Raw genomic sequence first — 15,702 nt, forward strand, 5'->3', positions numbered from 1 at the left:
CCCCATGATTAATCTGCAGGTATGGATATAAAGACAGCTAATCCCTTATTCTCTGGCGAAAGAAATCGTATGGTCCCATCCATACTGCGAACCCTTTCTTTCATCCCATAAATCCCCATGCTCTTAAGAGAATCCTCTCCTAAAAGGCTCGTTCCAATTCCGTTATCTTCATAATCCAAAAGCACCTGTTGCCCTTCGCTAGCTAAGGAGATACGTACTTCTGTGGCACAGGAATGTTTAGCTGCGTTAGCCAAAAGTTCCTGCACAATACGGTACAGACCTATTAGAATCTCGTCTTTTAACTTATGCTTGAAAGCTGTTGACTCAAAATAAATCTGATAGTCGTTCCGCAGCTGAGCAAATTCAAACAACGTCTCAAGTGAGGAAGCAAGCCCCTCATTGATTAATGCTGGTGGCCTAAGCTCATTGCAGATCATCCGCAGTTCATAGATAACATCGAGTAAACCTTCTGTGATCTGTTCTAGCTGTTCCTTTAGTTCCCCCGTAACGGATTTATCACTTAAAAAATTATCAAGCTTACGATACCAGATGATCTGTTCTTGAAGGGCTGAATCATGTAAATCTTGAGCCAGCCGTTTGCGTTCATTCTCGGATAAATTAAACATAAAGCGCAGCAACCATGTCGGAGCTTGCTCGGAAGCCGCTAACTCAAGGTCCTTAGTTAGATCTTCTATGAGCAAAAAATTATCAAATAACACACTAACATAACGGGTAATCGTCTTCAGCCACACTCGAACAGAACTTATTTCTAATAAAATAGACTTCTCATTAATGGATAGAATATAGCTTTTTCTTCGGAACTCTCCGATCTTCAGTGAATAGCCCCGCTCGGTCTCAATAATCTCGCATATTTTATCATGGTTATCTTCAACTTCAACCATACAAATATTGGTAACCCGCAAGACCTCTCTAACTTCTTTCAGTAATCGTTGTTCCATGTGACTGATCTTCATCGCACCAAACAAATCTTGCGAGAATTGATCAAGACTCATCTGTAAGTTGAAATACCTTTCCTCGCTGTTCCGAATGATCTGCTCTGTAAGCTGTCTTTCCACCTCAATTTTTTTCCGATCACTGATATCCCTAAAGATAGAGATACATGCAACCTTACCCTTGTATAGAATTGAGCTAGCTGTTACTTCTACATCGATAATAGATCCATCTGACCGCACGACCTTTTGTTCAACAGGAGCTAATATCCGATTGGGTCCATAATAGATTTCACGCATCCGATCTCTAGCCAGCGTTATATAGTCCGGGTGGGCCCAATTAAAAATAGAGGTGCCAATCAATTGATCCTCACTACAAACTCCAAACAATCCTAAACAGGAAAAATTCACATAAAGGAATTTATATTCACTATGGAGTACTACCGCTTCAGGTGACATATCAATAAGCAGCCGATTGAGTTCCTCGCTTTCTCTAAGTTCACTCTCCATCTGGACCCTTTTTGTAATGTCTCTCGCTACGATCACAATACTAACTACTTCTCCATCCTCACCAAGAACAGGTGTACCCAAGCATTCCAGGTCTATAATGTGACCTTTGATGTGAATAAACCGATTGTAAAACATCTTACATACTTTTGTCCGAAAAATATCCAAGATCTGTTCCCGCAACACTTCTTGTTCATCAGGATGAATATACTCCAAAATAGTTGTGTTCTTTATTGAACCTACAGGAAGACCAATAATTTTCTCACAAGAGGACGAAGCAATAATGAAGTTCCCTTGCTGATCCAGAGCCCCAATCATATCCTCCATATTCTCTGTAATAAGCCTGTACTCCGCCTCCCGCTGAGCCAGCCGCTTTTCTACCTCCACAGATGCAGTGGTATCTCTTGCGATAACAAAGGTACCCACAATTTGATTGTTTTCATGTACAGGGATGTTTTTCATCGACCAATGGTTAACTAATCCATTCTCGCGGACAGAAGTAACCGTATAATGCTGCAGAACTCCGCCAACCGTTTTATCAAAATAATCAGACATCATATGCGAATTCTCTGCGCCAAATAAATTCACAATGGATAAGTTCTCTCCGAATCTATTAAAAGCTTCTCCAGTAATTTGCTCTGCCGCTGGATTGATAGCCACAATGCTGCCCTGCATATCCAATTCACACACGATATCTGGATTATGGTCAAACAGGGATTTGTAGCGCTGCTCGCTTTTTAATAGAACCTCTTGCATCTGCTTTTTTTCCGTATGATCGATTAAGATCCCATTGAGCCGTACCACTGCCCCTGTCTCATCCATACTGGGAATGATCCTGACTTGGACCCATCGGAGTTCACCGCTGGCATGGATGATCCGATATTCACTGAGATTGCTTATTCCTTGCCCCACTGTAGTTATAATCTCTTGAATTAAAGGCCGCTCTTCTTTAGGAGCAATTCTTAGCCAAAAGTCATCTTCCTTCGCCTGTTCTGGTGAATATCCCGTGATATTGAGAATGGCATCCGATATGAATAACATTTTCCGTGATACGTAGTCGTATGACCAAATCGCCACATCGATCGCAGCAAACATCTGCTGATACAGAGAAAAGCTACTCTCTAACTGGGCTTGAGCATTTTTTTGTTCCGTGATATCTATGATGACGCCATCTATTCGACAAACCTTATGCTCTTGATTAAAAACGGGCGTGCCTATACTTTGAACCCACTTCAGCGCTTTTGCAGGTAACTGCATACGATACTCAAGATTACATAGGTGACCAGAGTATAATTTATCTATATACGCATCAAAGCGTTCAAGATCCTCACCGTACACATATTCACGTAAAAAATTGGGGTTATGCGTTAAAGCATGATCTGAACAGTCCACCCATTTCTCCAAAACATTCGACATTGTCAGCAAATTCGCTTCCATGTCAATAGACCATGAGGTCATATCCTTGTCGCCAAGTGAATGCATATTGAGATTCCCTCCACATAAAAAGCCCCCCCTTTTCGGGGCGGCTTTTTCTTCCTATTCGCTATTTCGCAAGCGTCTTTACATTTTAGCCATTATCTACTGAGCAATCTGCTCGCGGATATTCTGCAATATTTTCTTCTCCAGCCGGGATACCTGGACTTGAGAAATCCCAAGGCGACTGGCAACCTCTGACTGCGTTTGGTCACGGTAATACCGAAGATAAACAATCAGCCGTTCACGCTCGCTGAGACCTCCGATAGCCTCATTCAGTGCCAGCTTATCAAACCAGCGTTCCTGTGATTCATCAGCGATTTGATCAATCAGTGTGATCGGGTCGCCATCATTCTCGAACACCGTCTCATGAATCGAGGTCGGTGGCTTGTTAGCTTCCTGAGCAAATACCACTTCTTCAGGGGTAACCCCCAGTGCCTCAGCAACTTCACCGATGGTAGGCAGACGGTCCAGCGTCTTAGACATTTCATCCTTCATCTTGCGGACCTTATTAGCCATCTCCTTAAGAGAACGGCTAACTTTCAAGGTTCCATCGTCGCGAAGGAAACGCTGAATCTCGCCAATGATCATCGGCACGGCATAAGTGGAGAATTTGACCTCATAGCTGAGGTCGAACTTATCAACGGACTTCAAGAGCCCGATGCAACCGATCTGGAACAAATCGTCAGGTTCATACCCGCGGTTCATAAACCGCTGCACTACCGACCAGACCAACCGGATATTGCAGCTAACTAGTGTGTCTCGGGCAAGATTATCTCCGGCCTGACTGAGCGCGATAAGACGTTTGACCTCCGCATCGTCCAAATAGGTCGGCGGAGCTTTTTTTGACTCTGCATCCATGGCTCCAACCCCTAATTGTATAAAGCTTTTTTCGAAACGATGGTTTTCTTCATTGAGATCGAAGTACCGTGTCCCGGTTCACTAGTGACTTCAAATTCATCCATGAAATTCTCCATAATGGTAAAGCCCATGCCCGACCGCTCCAGCTCTGGCTTTGAGGTATATAGCGGCTGTTGTGCCAACTCCAAATCCTCAATGCCCCGTCCCTGATCCTCAATGGTTAAATGTACCGTTTCGTTGTCCAGCGAAGCTGAAATAGTCACAATACCTTCCGGATCACTATCATACCCATGAATAATACAATTGGTGACCGCCTCCGACACGACTGTCTTCAGATCATTCAGCTCGTCCATTGTAGGATCAAGCCTAGAAACGAACGCCGCTACAACTACACGCGCGAATGATTCGTTCTCCGAGAGTGCAGCGAACTGCACGTTCATGAAGTTACCAGCCTTACCATTTGTCATAACGCAACCTCCAAATCCGAGAGTGCAGTGCTCTCGTCGTCATATAGGGGCATGATCTTGAACAGGCCTGACATTTCCAGAAGTCGCTTCACAGGTGCCGTTGCATCACACACCACCATTTTGCCGCCTTTACTATGGATCAGTTTATACCTTCCCAGAATTACGCCGAGACCCGAACTGTCCATAAACTGCAGATGCTTAAGGCTAAGGATCAAATGCGATACCTGACCCCGCATAATCGCTTCATCCATATCCATTCTTACAAAATCGGCGGCATGATGATCGAGTTCCCCAGATAAACGGACAATCAGCACACCCCTGTGATGCTCCATTTCCACATTAGAATTCATGCTTGCCACTCTCCTCTTCGTTGCTTTGAAAACTTGGCCTTAAGAGACAGTACCCATTCTCTTCAAGGACAAGGTTTCTACGTGGCAAATCAGGAATCCTGCCTCACGACAAAACTAGAAGAAAACCCCTATGAATCTACAAAGCACATGGGCGCAATCTACAAAAAAGCTCTTTTTAATCCATGCCGAACATCGAGCCTGTTGTACGTTTAAAGAGCTTCCACCAGCCTGCTTTTGCCACAGCTTCCCCTGCTTTAAGTTCATACTCTTTAATCACTTGGGTTCCTTGGTAGACAACCAGCTTGCCTATGGACTGGCCTTCAGCCACTGGTGCCTTCACGCTTTCTGGAAGTACTAGTTCGTGACGAATGCCTTCTTGCGTCACACCTTTTTTCAAAAGAACACTATACGTCTCTTTCGCCGTAATCGGCAGCTCGGACTTCACACCCTTCTCAATCTTAAGGGTACCGATAGCGTCCCCTTCTTTGTGAATAGTGTGGATCTTATATTGCGAAAAGAGATAGTCAAACATGCCCGACACTTCACTGTTCCGTGTCTTCGTGTTCGGCTCACCCAGCACAACAGCAACAGCACGCAGACCGTCTCTTGCAGCCGTAGCGGATAAGCAGAATTTTGCTTCAGCGGTATATCCTGTTTTCAGTCCATCAGCGCCTGTATAGAAACGTACAAGCTTGTTCGTGTTTACCAACCAGAATGGTTTGGTGGAATCCTTACGCAGATAATCCTGATAGGAACCGGTATATTTGATAATTCTATCATGCTTTAAAAGCTCCCGGCTAATTACCGCAATATCGTAGGCTGAGGAATAGTGATTAGCAGCTGGAAGACCGTTGCAATTGGCAAAGTGGGTATCTTTCAGACCCAGCTCTTCCGCTCTTTTATTCATCAGATCGACAAAAGCGCTCTCCGAACCCGCTATTTTCTCTGCCATTGCCACAGATGCATCATTACCGGAGGCCATAGCGATGCCTTTGAGCATCTCATCCACCGACATTTCTTCACCAGGCTCCAGGAAAATTTGCGATCCGCCCATCGATGCGGCATATTCACTCGTGCGCACCTTATCCGTCAGTTGCAGTCTTCCTTCATCCAGTGCTTCCACCGTAAGCAGCATCGTCATAATCTTCGTAATACTTGCGGGAGGCAGCTTATCATGGCTGTTCTTTTCATAAATAATAGTGCCAGTGCCTGCATCCATCAAAATCGCTGAACGCGCACCAGGCGCAAGATCTACAGCGGCAGCATTACTGCCAGAATTCTTGCTTTTTTCCTCAGCATAAGCACCTGACATCGGTCCTAGAACCGACACAACGATACAGAGCACAAGCACAGCAAAACGCATTTTTCTCACAATGGTTCCCCTCCTGAACGTTAACCTTCATATCACAGGTACTGTGTTCCAGTTTCGTCAGAAAGGGTGGAAATTATTCCATTTCCAAGTAAATAACTATAATAATTTATCGCAAGAAGTAATGATGTTGTCAATAAAAAAAAGCCCAGCAGCAGTTGCAGAGCATTTTTATTATAGGGGAGATCAAAAGTTAATTCAATTTTTAAGTATTTCCAATTTTTCCGTACTCATTTAACCCCCCTTTAAAGGAAAATGTAATATTTTAACGAATGGTATTTAAGAACTTAACTGCTTATAGAGGAGTGAATATACAGATGAACCACCTTGCAGATTGTATTGAAGCAGAAGCTAAACAGAACAATTTCTCTGGTGTAGTGCTGGTACAACAACCTGATAAAAAAGTCATCAGCAGTTGTTACGGTTATGCCAATAAGTCGGATAAGCGCGAAAACAATATTCATACTCGGTTCGGCATTGCTTCCGGGTGTAAAATATTTACCGCGATCGCTGTCTGCCAGCTGGTCGATCAGGGATTGATTTCTTTTGAAAGTAGACTAATAGATTATCTTAAAAAAGTAGATTTTCCTCTCTTTAGTCCCGACATCACCATACATCAGCTGCTAACGCATAGCTCTGGTATTCCGGATTATTTTGATGAAACAATTATGGATGATTTCGAGGATCTGTGGAAGGCACGGCCTATGTACACCTTGCGACAGCTTGAGAATTTTGTGCCGATGTTCCGAACCCTTCCCATGATGTGGACTCCTGGCGAACGTTTTCACTACAACAATGCCGGCTATATCGTGCTAGGCCTTCTGGTGGAGGAATTGAGTGGAATGACTTTTTCCGAGTATGTAGAGCAGCACATCTTTAAGCCTTGCGGAATGGAGCAATCCGGTTACTTTACGTTAGATGCCTTACCTGCCAACTGTGCACTAGGATACATAGAGGAAGAGAACGGAAACTGGAGAACCAACATCTACTCAATCCCGGTAAAAGGAGGCGCTGACGGTGGAGCTTTCGTCACTGCCCCCGACATGCAGCTATTCTGGAGCGGGTTAATCAACCATACATTATTGAGTCCAGTACTCACTTCATTATTGCTTACTCCCCATGTACATGTGGATGGCGAAGGCTATTATGGTTATGGTGTATGGATTACCCTCCGCGAAGAAAAAGTGTTCAAATTTCACATTATGGGCTATGATCCCGGTGTTTCCTTCCGGTCGGCTATCTATCCAGCTAGTGGCGAGACTGTGGTCGTATTATGTAATACAAGCAGCGGGGCTTCGCAGATATTCAATAAGATTAATAATCAGTTATAAATATTGCACCATTGAGCAAAACGCAAAGCAGCGACCTTCCCGTTATGGGAGGATCGCTGCTTTGTTGTTTGTTTAAGGCCATAGCCATGACAATATTTATATTGCCTAGGCTAGTACCGTGTTACCCCATCTTTAGTAACAAGTGCAAATACCAAAGGTTGGGCAGGAACAGGTTCAGAAGTGATACGGTAGGCTTCTAACACCTTACCTTCAGCTTCCTCTACTTTCTTCTCACTGGCATCATTGATATGCAAGACTGCAAGCGTCTCGCCGATCTCTACAGCATCTCCAACCTTTTTAGAAAGTTGAATCCCCACAGCCAGATCGATTACGGATTCCTTAGTTTCACGTCCAGCTCCAAGCAGCATAGCCGCAACGCCAATTTCCTCGGCCTGAATCCCTTCTATGAATCCTTTGGTTTTTGCTTTCACTTCAATGAATCGCTTAGCCGTAGGGAGCTTCTCCGGAAAATCAATTTGCGATACATCTCCACCTTGTGCCTTCACGATTTGTTTGAACTTCTCTAGCGCACTGCCATCTTCAATATGCGTCATAAGAATCGAACGTGCCTCCGCTTCATCCTTGGCTTTGCCGCCAAGAACAAGCATCTGGCTGCCCAGAATAAGACAGACCTCCTGCAGATCCTTCGGACCGTGACCCTTCAAGGTCTCGATTCCTTCCTTAATTTCCAACGCATTTCCGATCCCGTAACCAAGCGGCTGATCCATATCACTGATAATCGCAACGGTATTGCGACCCAGATGCGTTCCAATGTCAACCATCGCCTGAGCGAGTGCTATAGAATCATCCAGCGTCTTCATAAAAGCACCGCTGCCTGTTTTGACATCCAACACGATCGCATCCGCACCTGCTGCAATCTTCTTGCTCATCACAGAGCTTGCAATAAGGGGGATGGATTCAACTGTTGCAGTTACATCCCGAAGGGCGTACAGCTTTTTGTCTGCGGGTGTAATGTTACCCGACTGGCCGATCACGGCAGCCCCGATCTCCCCTACTTGGTCAAAGAAACGCTCACGAGCCATCTCGATAGAGAAACCACTGATGGACTCCAGCTTATCGAGCGTGCCTCCAGTGTGCCCAAGTCCGCGGCCGGACATCTTCGCTACCGGTACTCCAGCAGAAGCTACCAAGGGTGCCAGTACTACAGTTGTTTTATCGCCCACTCCGCCTGTGGAGTGTTTATCAACCTTAATGCCTGCAATTGGGCTAAGATCTACTTGATCGCCGGACATCGCCATTTCCATCGTTAGATCGCCGGTTTCCCGCGCGTTCATGCCTTGGAAATAAACAGCCATTGCCCATGCAGAGAGCTGATAATCAGGCACTTCACCTTTACTGTAGCCCTGTATTAAAAAGGAAATTTCCTCACGACTCAGCTCTCCACCATCTCTTTTTTTCTGAATAATATCGACAGCTCTCATATTACACCTGCACTTCACGGACAATTGCGCGAGCAAGTCCGATAAATTTTGGTCTAGTCAAATTAGTTACCTTCATTATCTGTTCAAACGTCAATGGCTCAAGCTCATTCACTTGTGTCATAGATTGGACCTCCCAAAAATTCATAATGCAGTACCCGAAATTACATTTTCGGAATAAAGCCCAACACCAGCTTCAGGAAACGCTCACGCACACGATCTGCAGTTTCCATAACCTCTTCATGGTTGAGCGGTTGATCCAGAATTCCCGCAGCCATGTTAGTAATACAGGAGATACCCAATACCTCGATACCTGCATGCCGGGCAACAATGGTTTCCGACACAGTAGACATGCCCACAGCGTCAGCCCCTAGATGACGAAGCATTACGATTTCAGCAGGTGTTTCGTAGCAAGGTCCCAGCAGACCTGCATATACGCCTTCTTTGAATTCGAAATTCTGCTGCGCTGCCGTTTCCTTCGCTACCTTGATCAGGCGGCGGCTATAAGCGGTTGACATATCCGGGAAGCGCACGCCCAGTGCAGGATCATTAGGTCCTATTAACGGGTTCCGTCCCGTCATATTCAGATGATCCGTAAGGAGCATAAGATCGCCCGGCGTGAAATCTGTGTTCACTCCACCAGCAGCATTAGTTACTAATAGGCTGGCTATACCAAGTTCTTTCATAACCCGAACAGGGAATGCCGTAACCTCCGGTCCATAACCCTCATACATATGAAAGCGGCCCTTCATCATCACGACACGGCGTCCTTCAATCATACCGATCAGCAGTTCTCCCTCATGCCCTTCTACAGTGGACACAGGGAAGTGAGGAATCTCATCATATGGAATGCTGATTCCATCGGTGATCAGATCTGCAAGCACACCGAGTCCTGAACCAAGGATCAATCCAATTTCCGGAGCCACCGGACATTTGTCTTTTATATAAATGGCTGCTTCTTGAATTTCTTTTTGAGTTAACATGCTATGGATGATCCTCCTTAATGAATGTTGTGGCGCAACCCACATTCTTTTATTGCAGTTTCGCTAAAAAGCTTGTCCCATACTGCGGCGCCTTCGCACCGAAATTATCAGCAATGGTTGCAGCAACATCCGAGAAGGTCTCACGAATACCCAAGCTATCTGGATGCTTAAGGCGTGGGCTGTAAATAAGCAGCGGCACATATTCACGAGTATGATCTGTTCCACTATGGATTGGATCATTCCCATGATCTGCTGAAATAATCAACAGGTCATCTTCACCAAGCGTGGATAGAATTTCAGGCAACGCCTGATCGAATACTTCCAGTGCATGACCGTATCCTTCCGGATCGCGACGGTGTCCATATAAAGAGTCAAAATCCACCAGATTCGTGAACAGCAACCCGTTGAACGGTTGGCGAAGCTGCTCAATGGTAACTTCGATACCATGTTCATTGCTCTTCGTAGGGTAAGAAGCTGTAACCCCTTCACCTGTGAAAATATCGTTGATCTTTCCTACCGCGATAACATCTTTTCCGATATCAGCCAGCGAATTCATTACCGTTGGTTCCGGTGGTTTCACGGCATAATCATGGCGATTCGAGGTCCGTACGAACTTTCCTGGTTCGCCAACATATGGACGAGCAATAACGCGCCCTACGGAGAATTCAGGAGCCATAGTTAGCTCACGGGCGATTTTACACGCGCTGTATAGCTCTTCCAGTGGAATGATATCTTCATGTGCCGCAAGCTGGAATACACTGTCCGCAGAGGTATACACAATCCAAGCTCCGGTCTTTATCTGCTCTTCGCCATATTCAACTAAAATTTCCGTACCGGAAGCCGGTTTATTACCGATCACTTTCCGGCCAGTTGCTGCTTCGAATTTCTCAATCAATTCTGCCGGAAATCCATCCGGATACGTATTGAATGGAACCTCAATTTTCAGCCCCATCAGCTCCCAGTGCCCGGTCATCGTATCCTTACCTACAGATACTTCCTGCATCTTGCCATAATATCCAGTTGGTGAAGCTACAGGTTCAAGTGGCGGCAGCGGAGCAATATTAGCTAATCCTAACTGCTGAAGGTTAGGCAGTTTTAATCCGGGAACACGGTTCAAAATATGGCCAAGCGTATGCGACCCTGCATCACCAAAATTCGCAGCATCTGGAGCTTCTCCGATACCTACACTATCCAAAACAATAAAACCAATTCGTTTAAATGAGGACATATTGTCTTCACTCCTTTTTTAATATAGATCGTTCGTTCATTCGTTTGCACCAACAAGAAGAAACGGCTGTACCTTCTCCCGGAAGTCAGACGCTTCCGTAGCTAGCGATACAATGTATCGCCTGTCAGGTATCCGTTTCTGCCAAAGGATAACCTGTGGAAAATTACCCATTCCCCAGTCTATCCTATAAGTATGATTCCATCATAACTATCTTACTCACAAAAAGCATCTTTGAAGCATGATCAGCGAGCTCTGGGATGATGGCTCTCATATACTTCCTTCATATTCTTACGCGCGATACCGTTATAAATCTGAGTCGTCGAAATATCAGCATGACCCAGCATTTGTTGTACGGAACGCAAATCCGCTCCACCTTCCAGTAAATGGGCGGCAAAGGAATGCCTAAGCGTATGCGGTGTAATATCCTGCTCAATGTTTGCTTCCCGAGCGTATTTTTTTATGATTTTCCAGAACCCCTGGCGGGTTAAACGCCCACCTAGGCTATTCAGGAACATGGCCGGCTCCTCCTGATGATCACGAAGCAGCTTGTCCCGCATAAGAGAAGTGTAAGCTGCTACACTCTCTGCAGCAATGGTTCCGATGGGAACCACTCGTTCCTTGCCCGAAGTCCCTGTACAGCGCGCAAACTTCATGTCTGTATGCACATCGTCTACGTTAAGAGAAATTAATTCAGAAACCTTTATCCCCGTCGCGTAGAGCAATTCCAGCATAGCCTTATCGCGCATCCCTTGTGCTGTACTCACATCTGGAGCAGCTAGCAGCCGCTCAACCTCCGAAACCGCAAGCACCATAGGTGGCTTCTTATCGGGCTTCATAGTTTCCATGTCCAGTGTTGGATCCTGCTCAATTAAACGTTCCTTCAGCAAATAATGAAAAAAGGCCCGCAGGGACACCGCGTTTCTGTTGAGCGTTGCAGTGGCTCTTCCCGCTCCGCGTAAGGAGCCAAGATATAACATCACATGAGATCTTCGGATTTCTTCAGGCTGCTCAACCCCCCGCTCTTCAGCAAACTCTAGAAACTGCGATACATCCCTACCGTAAGATTCCAGTGTATTCGGCGACAAGCCTTTATCTCCGGACAAATAATGTAAAAAAGGCTGCAAGTGTGACTTCATTATTTCACGCTCCTGTCCTGGCGCAGCTACTCTTAGTGTCTTCCTGCAGCACATTCAGCATGAGGCTTTAGCAGATGTGTACACAACGCTTACTCTGCATAAATCCACCCTAGCTTTCTTCGACATTCTTCTCGCTTGTTCCTGCTTTCTGCGTAGCTTTCATTCTCCGAACCAGTAATAGAAACGCAAGCGCTGCCGTGCATCCAGACCATCATCACCAACCTCGGCGTGATCAAATGCCCGAACAGCGGTGCCTTCAGGAATTCCATAATTCTCTATCGGACTGAGCCATTCCCCTAGCCAGCTCATAGCATAGTAGAGTAAATAGCTTAGAGCCACAAACATGATCATAAAATACAGCTTACGCACTGTTTTGGGCACAGAAACAATCATAAGGACGCCTCCTATTACATATAAATGAATTCTGCTCGTCCTTCATTTTATGCTCCAAAAAAGGCTGATATGTATGGCTCTAATAGACTAATCATTTAAAAAGCCCCCTCCGGTATAGGAACCGGGGAGGACTTGTGAAGTTAATTCTTAATATAAGATAACTTTAGGATGGATTTCCGTCTGTATTGTTCTTATCAGTACAGCGGTAGCAAATCCCATGGAAATCAAGTCTATGATCAAGCACTGTGAAATTAAACTCTTTCTCCAGTCGCTCTTCCAGCGGACCGAGCCAATCCTCGCGAATCTCATCCATACTGCCGCATTGCACACAAATTAAGTGATGATGATGATGCTTCGCAGTATCTGTTCGCAAATCATACCGGGCTACACCGTCGCCGAAATTGATCTTTTCTACGACATGAAGCTCACTGAGAAGTTCGAGGGTACGATACACAGTCGCAAGACCGATCTCGGGAGCTTTCTCCTTCACGAGCATAAATACGTCTTCCGCGCTAAGATGATCTTCCTCATTCTCCAGCAGCACTCTTAAGGTCGCTTCCCGTTGGGGTGTAAGCTTGTATCCTTGGGATTGTAACTGTTGCTTAATCTTGTCTATCCGTGCTTCCACCTGTCTCCCTCCCCCTTGGATAATTACCGCACCGGTCTTCAAACCACTTCTTCCATTATAGGGGGTGTCGCTTTCAGAAGTCAAACGCTTTTACTGCACAGTCAAGGTCGTCACCGCTTGTACAAGTGAAGGCGTGACCCAACGCATCATGGTTGGTGTAACCCAGGTCTCAAAACATGAAATACCCAGGATCAAAAGCGCCATCACAAATGACAATATAGTGTACATGGTAAAAGGACGAGTCACTGGCGTCCGGCGCTGTCCCATCACCCGGCTGCGGATCATCTGCAAGGAAAAAGCTATCGCAGCTGCACTGCTAACCAGCAACACAGGGATCAGCACCAGATTATGTGGAGCCACAGAGACTAACGCGAACAACATCCCATGCCAAGAATATTGACTGACCAGACAGCCAACCGTAAAACCGATCAGTACCCCTTTTAAAAAATCAAGAATCAAAATTCCCGGCAGCCCAATGACCGACAGCCCAAGAATCCAGATCAGTCCGATCCATTTCAGATTCAAGGCCGCTATACTCCAGTACGAATCAGGTGCGGCTGGCAGACCTTGCTGATCAACCGTAACAAAGAAATTCCCCAGATAATCCCCCAGCTCCTGCTGCTGATCCATCGTAAGCGCACTAACGATAAGAGCTCCAAATACAACACCTACCAGAAATAATACGCCGACAAAAATATACAGAGGCGTCTGTTCCTTCATCATCAGCCGTAAATTACGCATTTGGGACGTTCCCCTTTCCGGTTACATGTTACACCATATGAGAAAACGTCCCGCGATATGACTTGTCCTTCAGGTAATGACTCTACTTTCTGGGCTGAACCACTTTACCGTACGTCCCGCCACCGCCTGCTGATAGCTCCAAAATTCCAGAGCGGGCCTGGACGATCATCGACGCCAGATCCGCACCTACAACGCCGGCAATCTCCGCTTCACCACAACCATGTAAAATGTTCATCTCAGTTCCAAACGCTTGCAGTAACGCGTTCATCTTCGCCTTCCCTAACCCCGGGATAAATTCAAGCGGAACCTGATAATGATAGGGTGGGCGGTCAGCAGGTACCAGCGGCGTCTTGCGGTCCGCAATATCTAGGATCCGGTCAAATACACCTCTAACCAGCTTAAGACTGCCGCAATACTGGCAACGGTCCGAGTTGACATAAGCCTCATCAATAATACTGCCACAGCCCCCGCAGTAGCTCCGGTGGTATTTGCCAAGCCGCGGATTAAGTCCGAAATTAGCACTTACCTTCCGCCCATCTTTACGTTCCAGTGCAAGCCGCAGTTCAGCGAACGAAGGCTGTGCCAGCTCCATCACATTATACTCGCGCCCTAGCTTTCCTAGTGAATGCGCATCTGAGTTGGTTAGAAACGTGAAATTATCCAGCTCAGAGAGGTATCCAGCCATTTCGGAATCTGCACTCAGCCCAAGTTCAACCGCAGCTATGCGGTCCAGATCAAAGATGTCCGCCATACGCTCGGCAGCACAGCCGTACAAGCCCTTGTGAGGCGTGAAAATATGTGCAGGGATAAGAATGCCTCCCCGGCCGTAAATCTCATCCTGAAGCTCCCTAGCCGGAGCATACAGGCGCTGGGAACTTAGATTCACGTTCCGCATATAGCGGCTCATCCACGCACTAAAGTCAGTCATGCGTTCCACGTCCGGCATGTAAGCGAGCACATGGCACTCTTTTCGCCCAGGCTCGCGGATTTCAATCTCTGTTCCCAGAATGATCGTAGTCCCTCGGTAAGCAATGCCTCCACCTTCAGCTAATGTCATCTCTCCAGATTCCAAAGACCGCTGAATATCCCGCAGGACGCCAGGTGAATGACTATCTATAATACCGATCATTTCTAGTCCCTTGCGCTCTGCAGCTTCTTTGGCAATGCCCGCAAAGGTAAGCTCGCGGCTGCCGCTAATTTTGACAGCCTGACCTTCCGACGTTCGCCCAATATGAACATGCAAATCGCAATAGAAACTCTTCAGTTCAGTTGTTAATTCCATTGGCCTGTCAGCGTGTATAGATGCCAAGCGTACACTGCCATCATCGTTTTTGCATCCGCGATGCGCCCGTCAGCCATATATTGATACGCTTCCTCCAGGGTAAGCTCCGAAACCTCTAGAAATTCATCCTCGTCCAGTGACATGTCCCCTGGTTGAGCGTTAGTAGTCACATACAAATGAATAATCTCATCGGCGAAGCCGGGAGAAGTATAGAAAGATTTAAGCAATTTCAGATCTCCACTGTGAAATCCAGTCTCTTCCTGAAGTTCACGACCAGCCGCAACTAATGGATCTTCACCTTTATCCAGCTTCCCAGCCGGAATTTCTACCTCAGTGCGTTGCATGGGCTGACGGTATTGCTCTACAACAAGCATTTTGTTGTTGTTTAAAGCAAGCACCGCTACGGCGCCGGGATGCTTCACAACTTCACGTGTCGCAGTATTTCCATCAGGCAGTCTCACTGTGTCCACCTGCAAAGATATAATCTTCCCATCAAAAACTGGCTGTGTAGACAATGTCACTTCATCAAGCTCGGGTTTGCTGTGCAAATGTTGTTCTCCCATA

Annotated in this window: 15 protein-coding genes; 1 reads left to right on the forward strand and 14 read right to left on the reverse strand. The window is 46.2% G+C overall.

The genetic code is table 11. The features are described from left to right. Positions 1–8: 8 nt before the first annotated feature. From MHI15_RS04435 to MHI15_RS04455, 5 genes are all read right to left on the reverse strand, one after another. Positions 9–2,939 carry a sensor histidine kinase gene (locus MHI15_RS04435; protein WP_341164154.1) on the reverse strand — a complete coding sequence of 977 codons (2,931 nt, stop codon included), beginning with the start codon at positions 2,937–2,939 and terminating at the stop codon, positions 9–11. Between the two features lie 96 nt (positions 2,940–3,035). Then, the gene (sigF, locus tag MHI15_RS04440) at positions 3,036–3,791 is read right to left on the reverse strand and encodes an RNA polymerase sporulation sigma factor SigF (RefSeq protein ID WP_036676059.1); all 756 of its coding nucleotides are present in this window, start codon (positions 3,789–3,791) and stop codon (positions 3,036–3,038) included. A gap of 11 nt (positions 3,792–3,802) precedes the next feature. Beyond that, entirely contained in the window at positions 3,803–4,258 is a 456-nt protein-coding gene (spoIIAB, locus tag MHI15_RS04445) for an anti-sigma F factor (protein WP_036676058.1), read from the reverse strand. Beyond that, the gene (spoIIAA, locus tag MHI15_RS04450) at positions 4,255–4,608 is read right to left on the reverse strand and encodes an anti-sigma F factor antagonist (protein ID WP_036676057.1); all 354 of its coding nucleotides are present in this window, start codon (positions 4,606–4,608) and stop codon (positions 4,255–4,257) included. The genes spoIIAB and spoIIAA overlap by 4 nt, the downstream gene beginning before the upstream one ends. Positions 4,609–4,783: 175 nt before the next feature. Continuing rightward, positions 4,784–5,920 carry a D-alanyl-D-alanine carboxypeptidase family protein gene (locus MHI15_RS04455; protein ID WP_256715834.1) on the reverse strand — a complete coding sequence of 379 codons (1,137 nt, stop codon included), beginning with the start codon at positions 5,918–5,920 and terminating at the stop codon, positions 4,784–4,786. A 374-nt stretch (positions 5,921–6,294) separates the two neighbouring features. Between MHI15_RS04455 and MHI15_RS04460 the strand changes: the two genes are divergently transcribed. Then, complete coding sequence (locus MHI15_RS04460) at positions 6,295–7,308, forward strand: serine hydrolase domain-containing protein (RefSeq protein WP_341164155.1); 1,014 nt, start codon at positions 6,295–6,297, stop codon at positions 7,306–7,308. Positions 7,309–7,418: 110 nt separating this feature from the next. Here the strand turns inward: MHI15_RS04460 and MHI15_RS04465 are convergent, their stop codons facing one another. The 9 genes from MHI15_RS04465 to MHI15_RS04505 form a co-directional block, all read right to left on the reverse strand. Beyond that, the gene (locus MHI15_RS04465; protein ID WP_341164156.1) at positions 7,419–8,750 is read right to left on the reverse strand and encodes a pyrimidine-nucleoside phosphorylase; all 1,332 of its coding nucleotides are present in this window, start codon (positions 8,748–8,750) and stop codon (positions 7,419–7,421) included. Between the two features lie 161 nt (positions 8,751–8,911). Next, a complete protein-coding gene (locus MHI15_RS04470; protein WP_036676055.1) occupies positions 8,912–9,730 on the reverse strand; it encodes a purine-nucleoside phosphorylase in 819 nt (272 codons plus the stop codon). 49 nt (positions 9,731–9,779) lie between these two features. Further along, on the reverse strand, positions 9,780–10,958 hold the full coding sequence (deoB, locus tag MHI15_RS04475; RefSeq protein WP_340394271.1) for a phosphopentomutase: 1,179 nt from the start codon (positions 10,956–10,958) through the stop codon (positions 9,780–9,782). 242 nt (positions 10,959–11,200) lie between these two features. Then, the gene (gene xerD / locus MHI15_RS04480) at positions 11,201–12,094 is read right to left on the reverse strand and encodes a site-specific tyrosine recombinase XerD (RefSeq protein ID WP_076184121.1); all 894 of its coding nucleotides are present in this window, start codon (positions 12,092–12,094) and stop codon (positions 11,201–11,203) included. Positions 12,095–12,253: 159 nt separating this feature from the next. Then, complete coding sequence (locus MHI15_RS04485) at positions 12,254–12,487, reverse strand: DUF4227 family protein (RefSeq protein WP_036676052.1); 234 nt, start codon at positions 12,485–12,487, stop codon at positions 12,254–12,256. Positions 12,488–12,650: 163 nt separating this feature from the next. Then, the gene (gene fur, locus MHI15_RS04490) at positions 12,651–13,115 is read right to left on the reverse strand and encodes a ferric iron uptake transcriptional regulator (protein ID WP_036676051.1); all 465 of its coding nucleotides are present in this window, start codon (positions 13,113–13,115) and stop codon (positions 12,651–12,653) included. Between the two features lie 90 nt (positions 13,116–13,205). Further along, on the reverse strand, positions 13,206–13,856 hold the full coding sequence (gene spoIIM / locus MHI15_RS04495; protein ID WP_036676050.1) for a stage II sporulation protein M: 651 nt from the start codon (positions 13,854–13,856) through the stop codon (positions 13,206–13,208). A gap of 82 nt (positions 13,857–13,938) precedes the next feature. Then, on the reverse strand, positions 13,939–15,138 hold the full coding sequence (locus tag MHI15_RS04500; protein ID WP_341164157.1) for an endonuclease Q family protein: 1,200 nt from the start codon (positions 15,136–15,138) through the stop codon (positions 13,939–13,941). Beyond that, on the reverse strand, positions 15,129–15,701 hold the full coding sequence (locus tag MHI15_RS04505; RefSeq protein ID WP_036676048.1) for an NUDIX hydrolase: 573 nt from the start codon (positions 15,699–15,701) through the stop codon (positions 15,129–15,131). The genes MHI15_RS04500 and MHI15_RS04505 overlap by 10 nt, the downstream gene beginning before the upstream one ends. Position 15,702 lies beyond the last annotated feature (1 nt).

The organism is Paenibacillus sp. FSL H7-0918 (assembly GCF_038007025.1).
Taxonomy (GTDB): Bacteria; Bacillota; Bacilli; order Paenibacillales; family Paenibacillaceae; genus Paenibacillus_AQ; species Paenibacillus_AQ odorifer.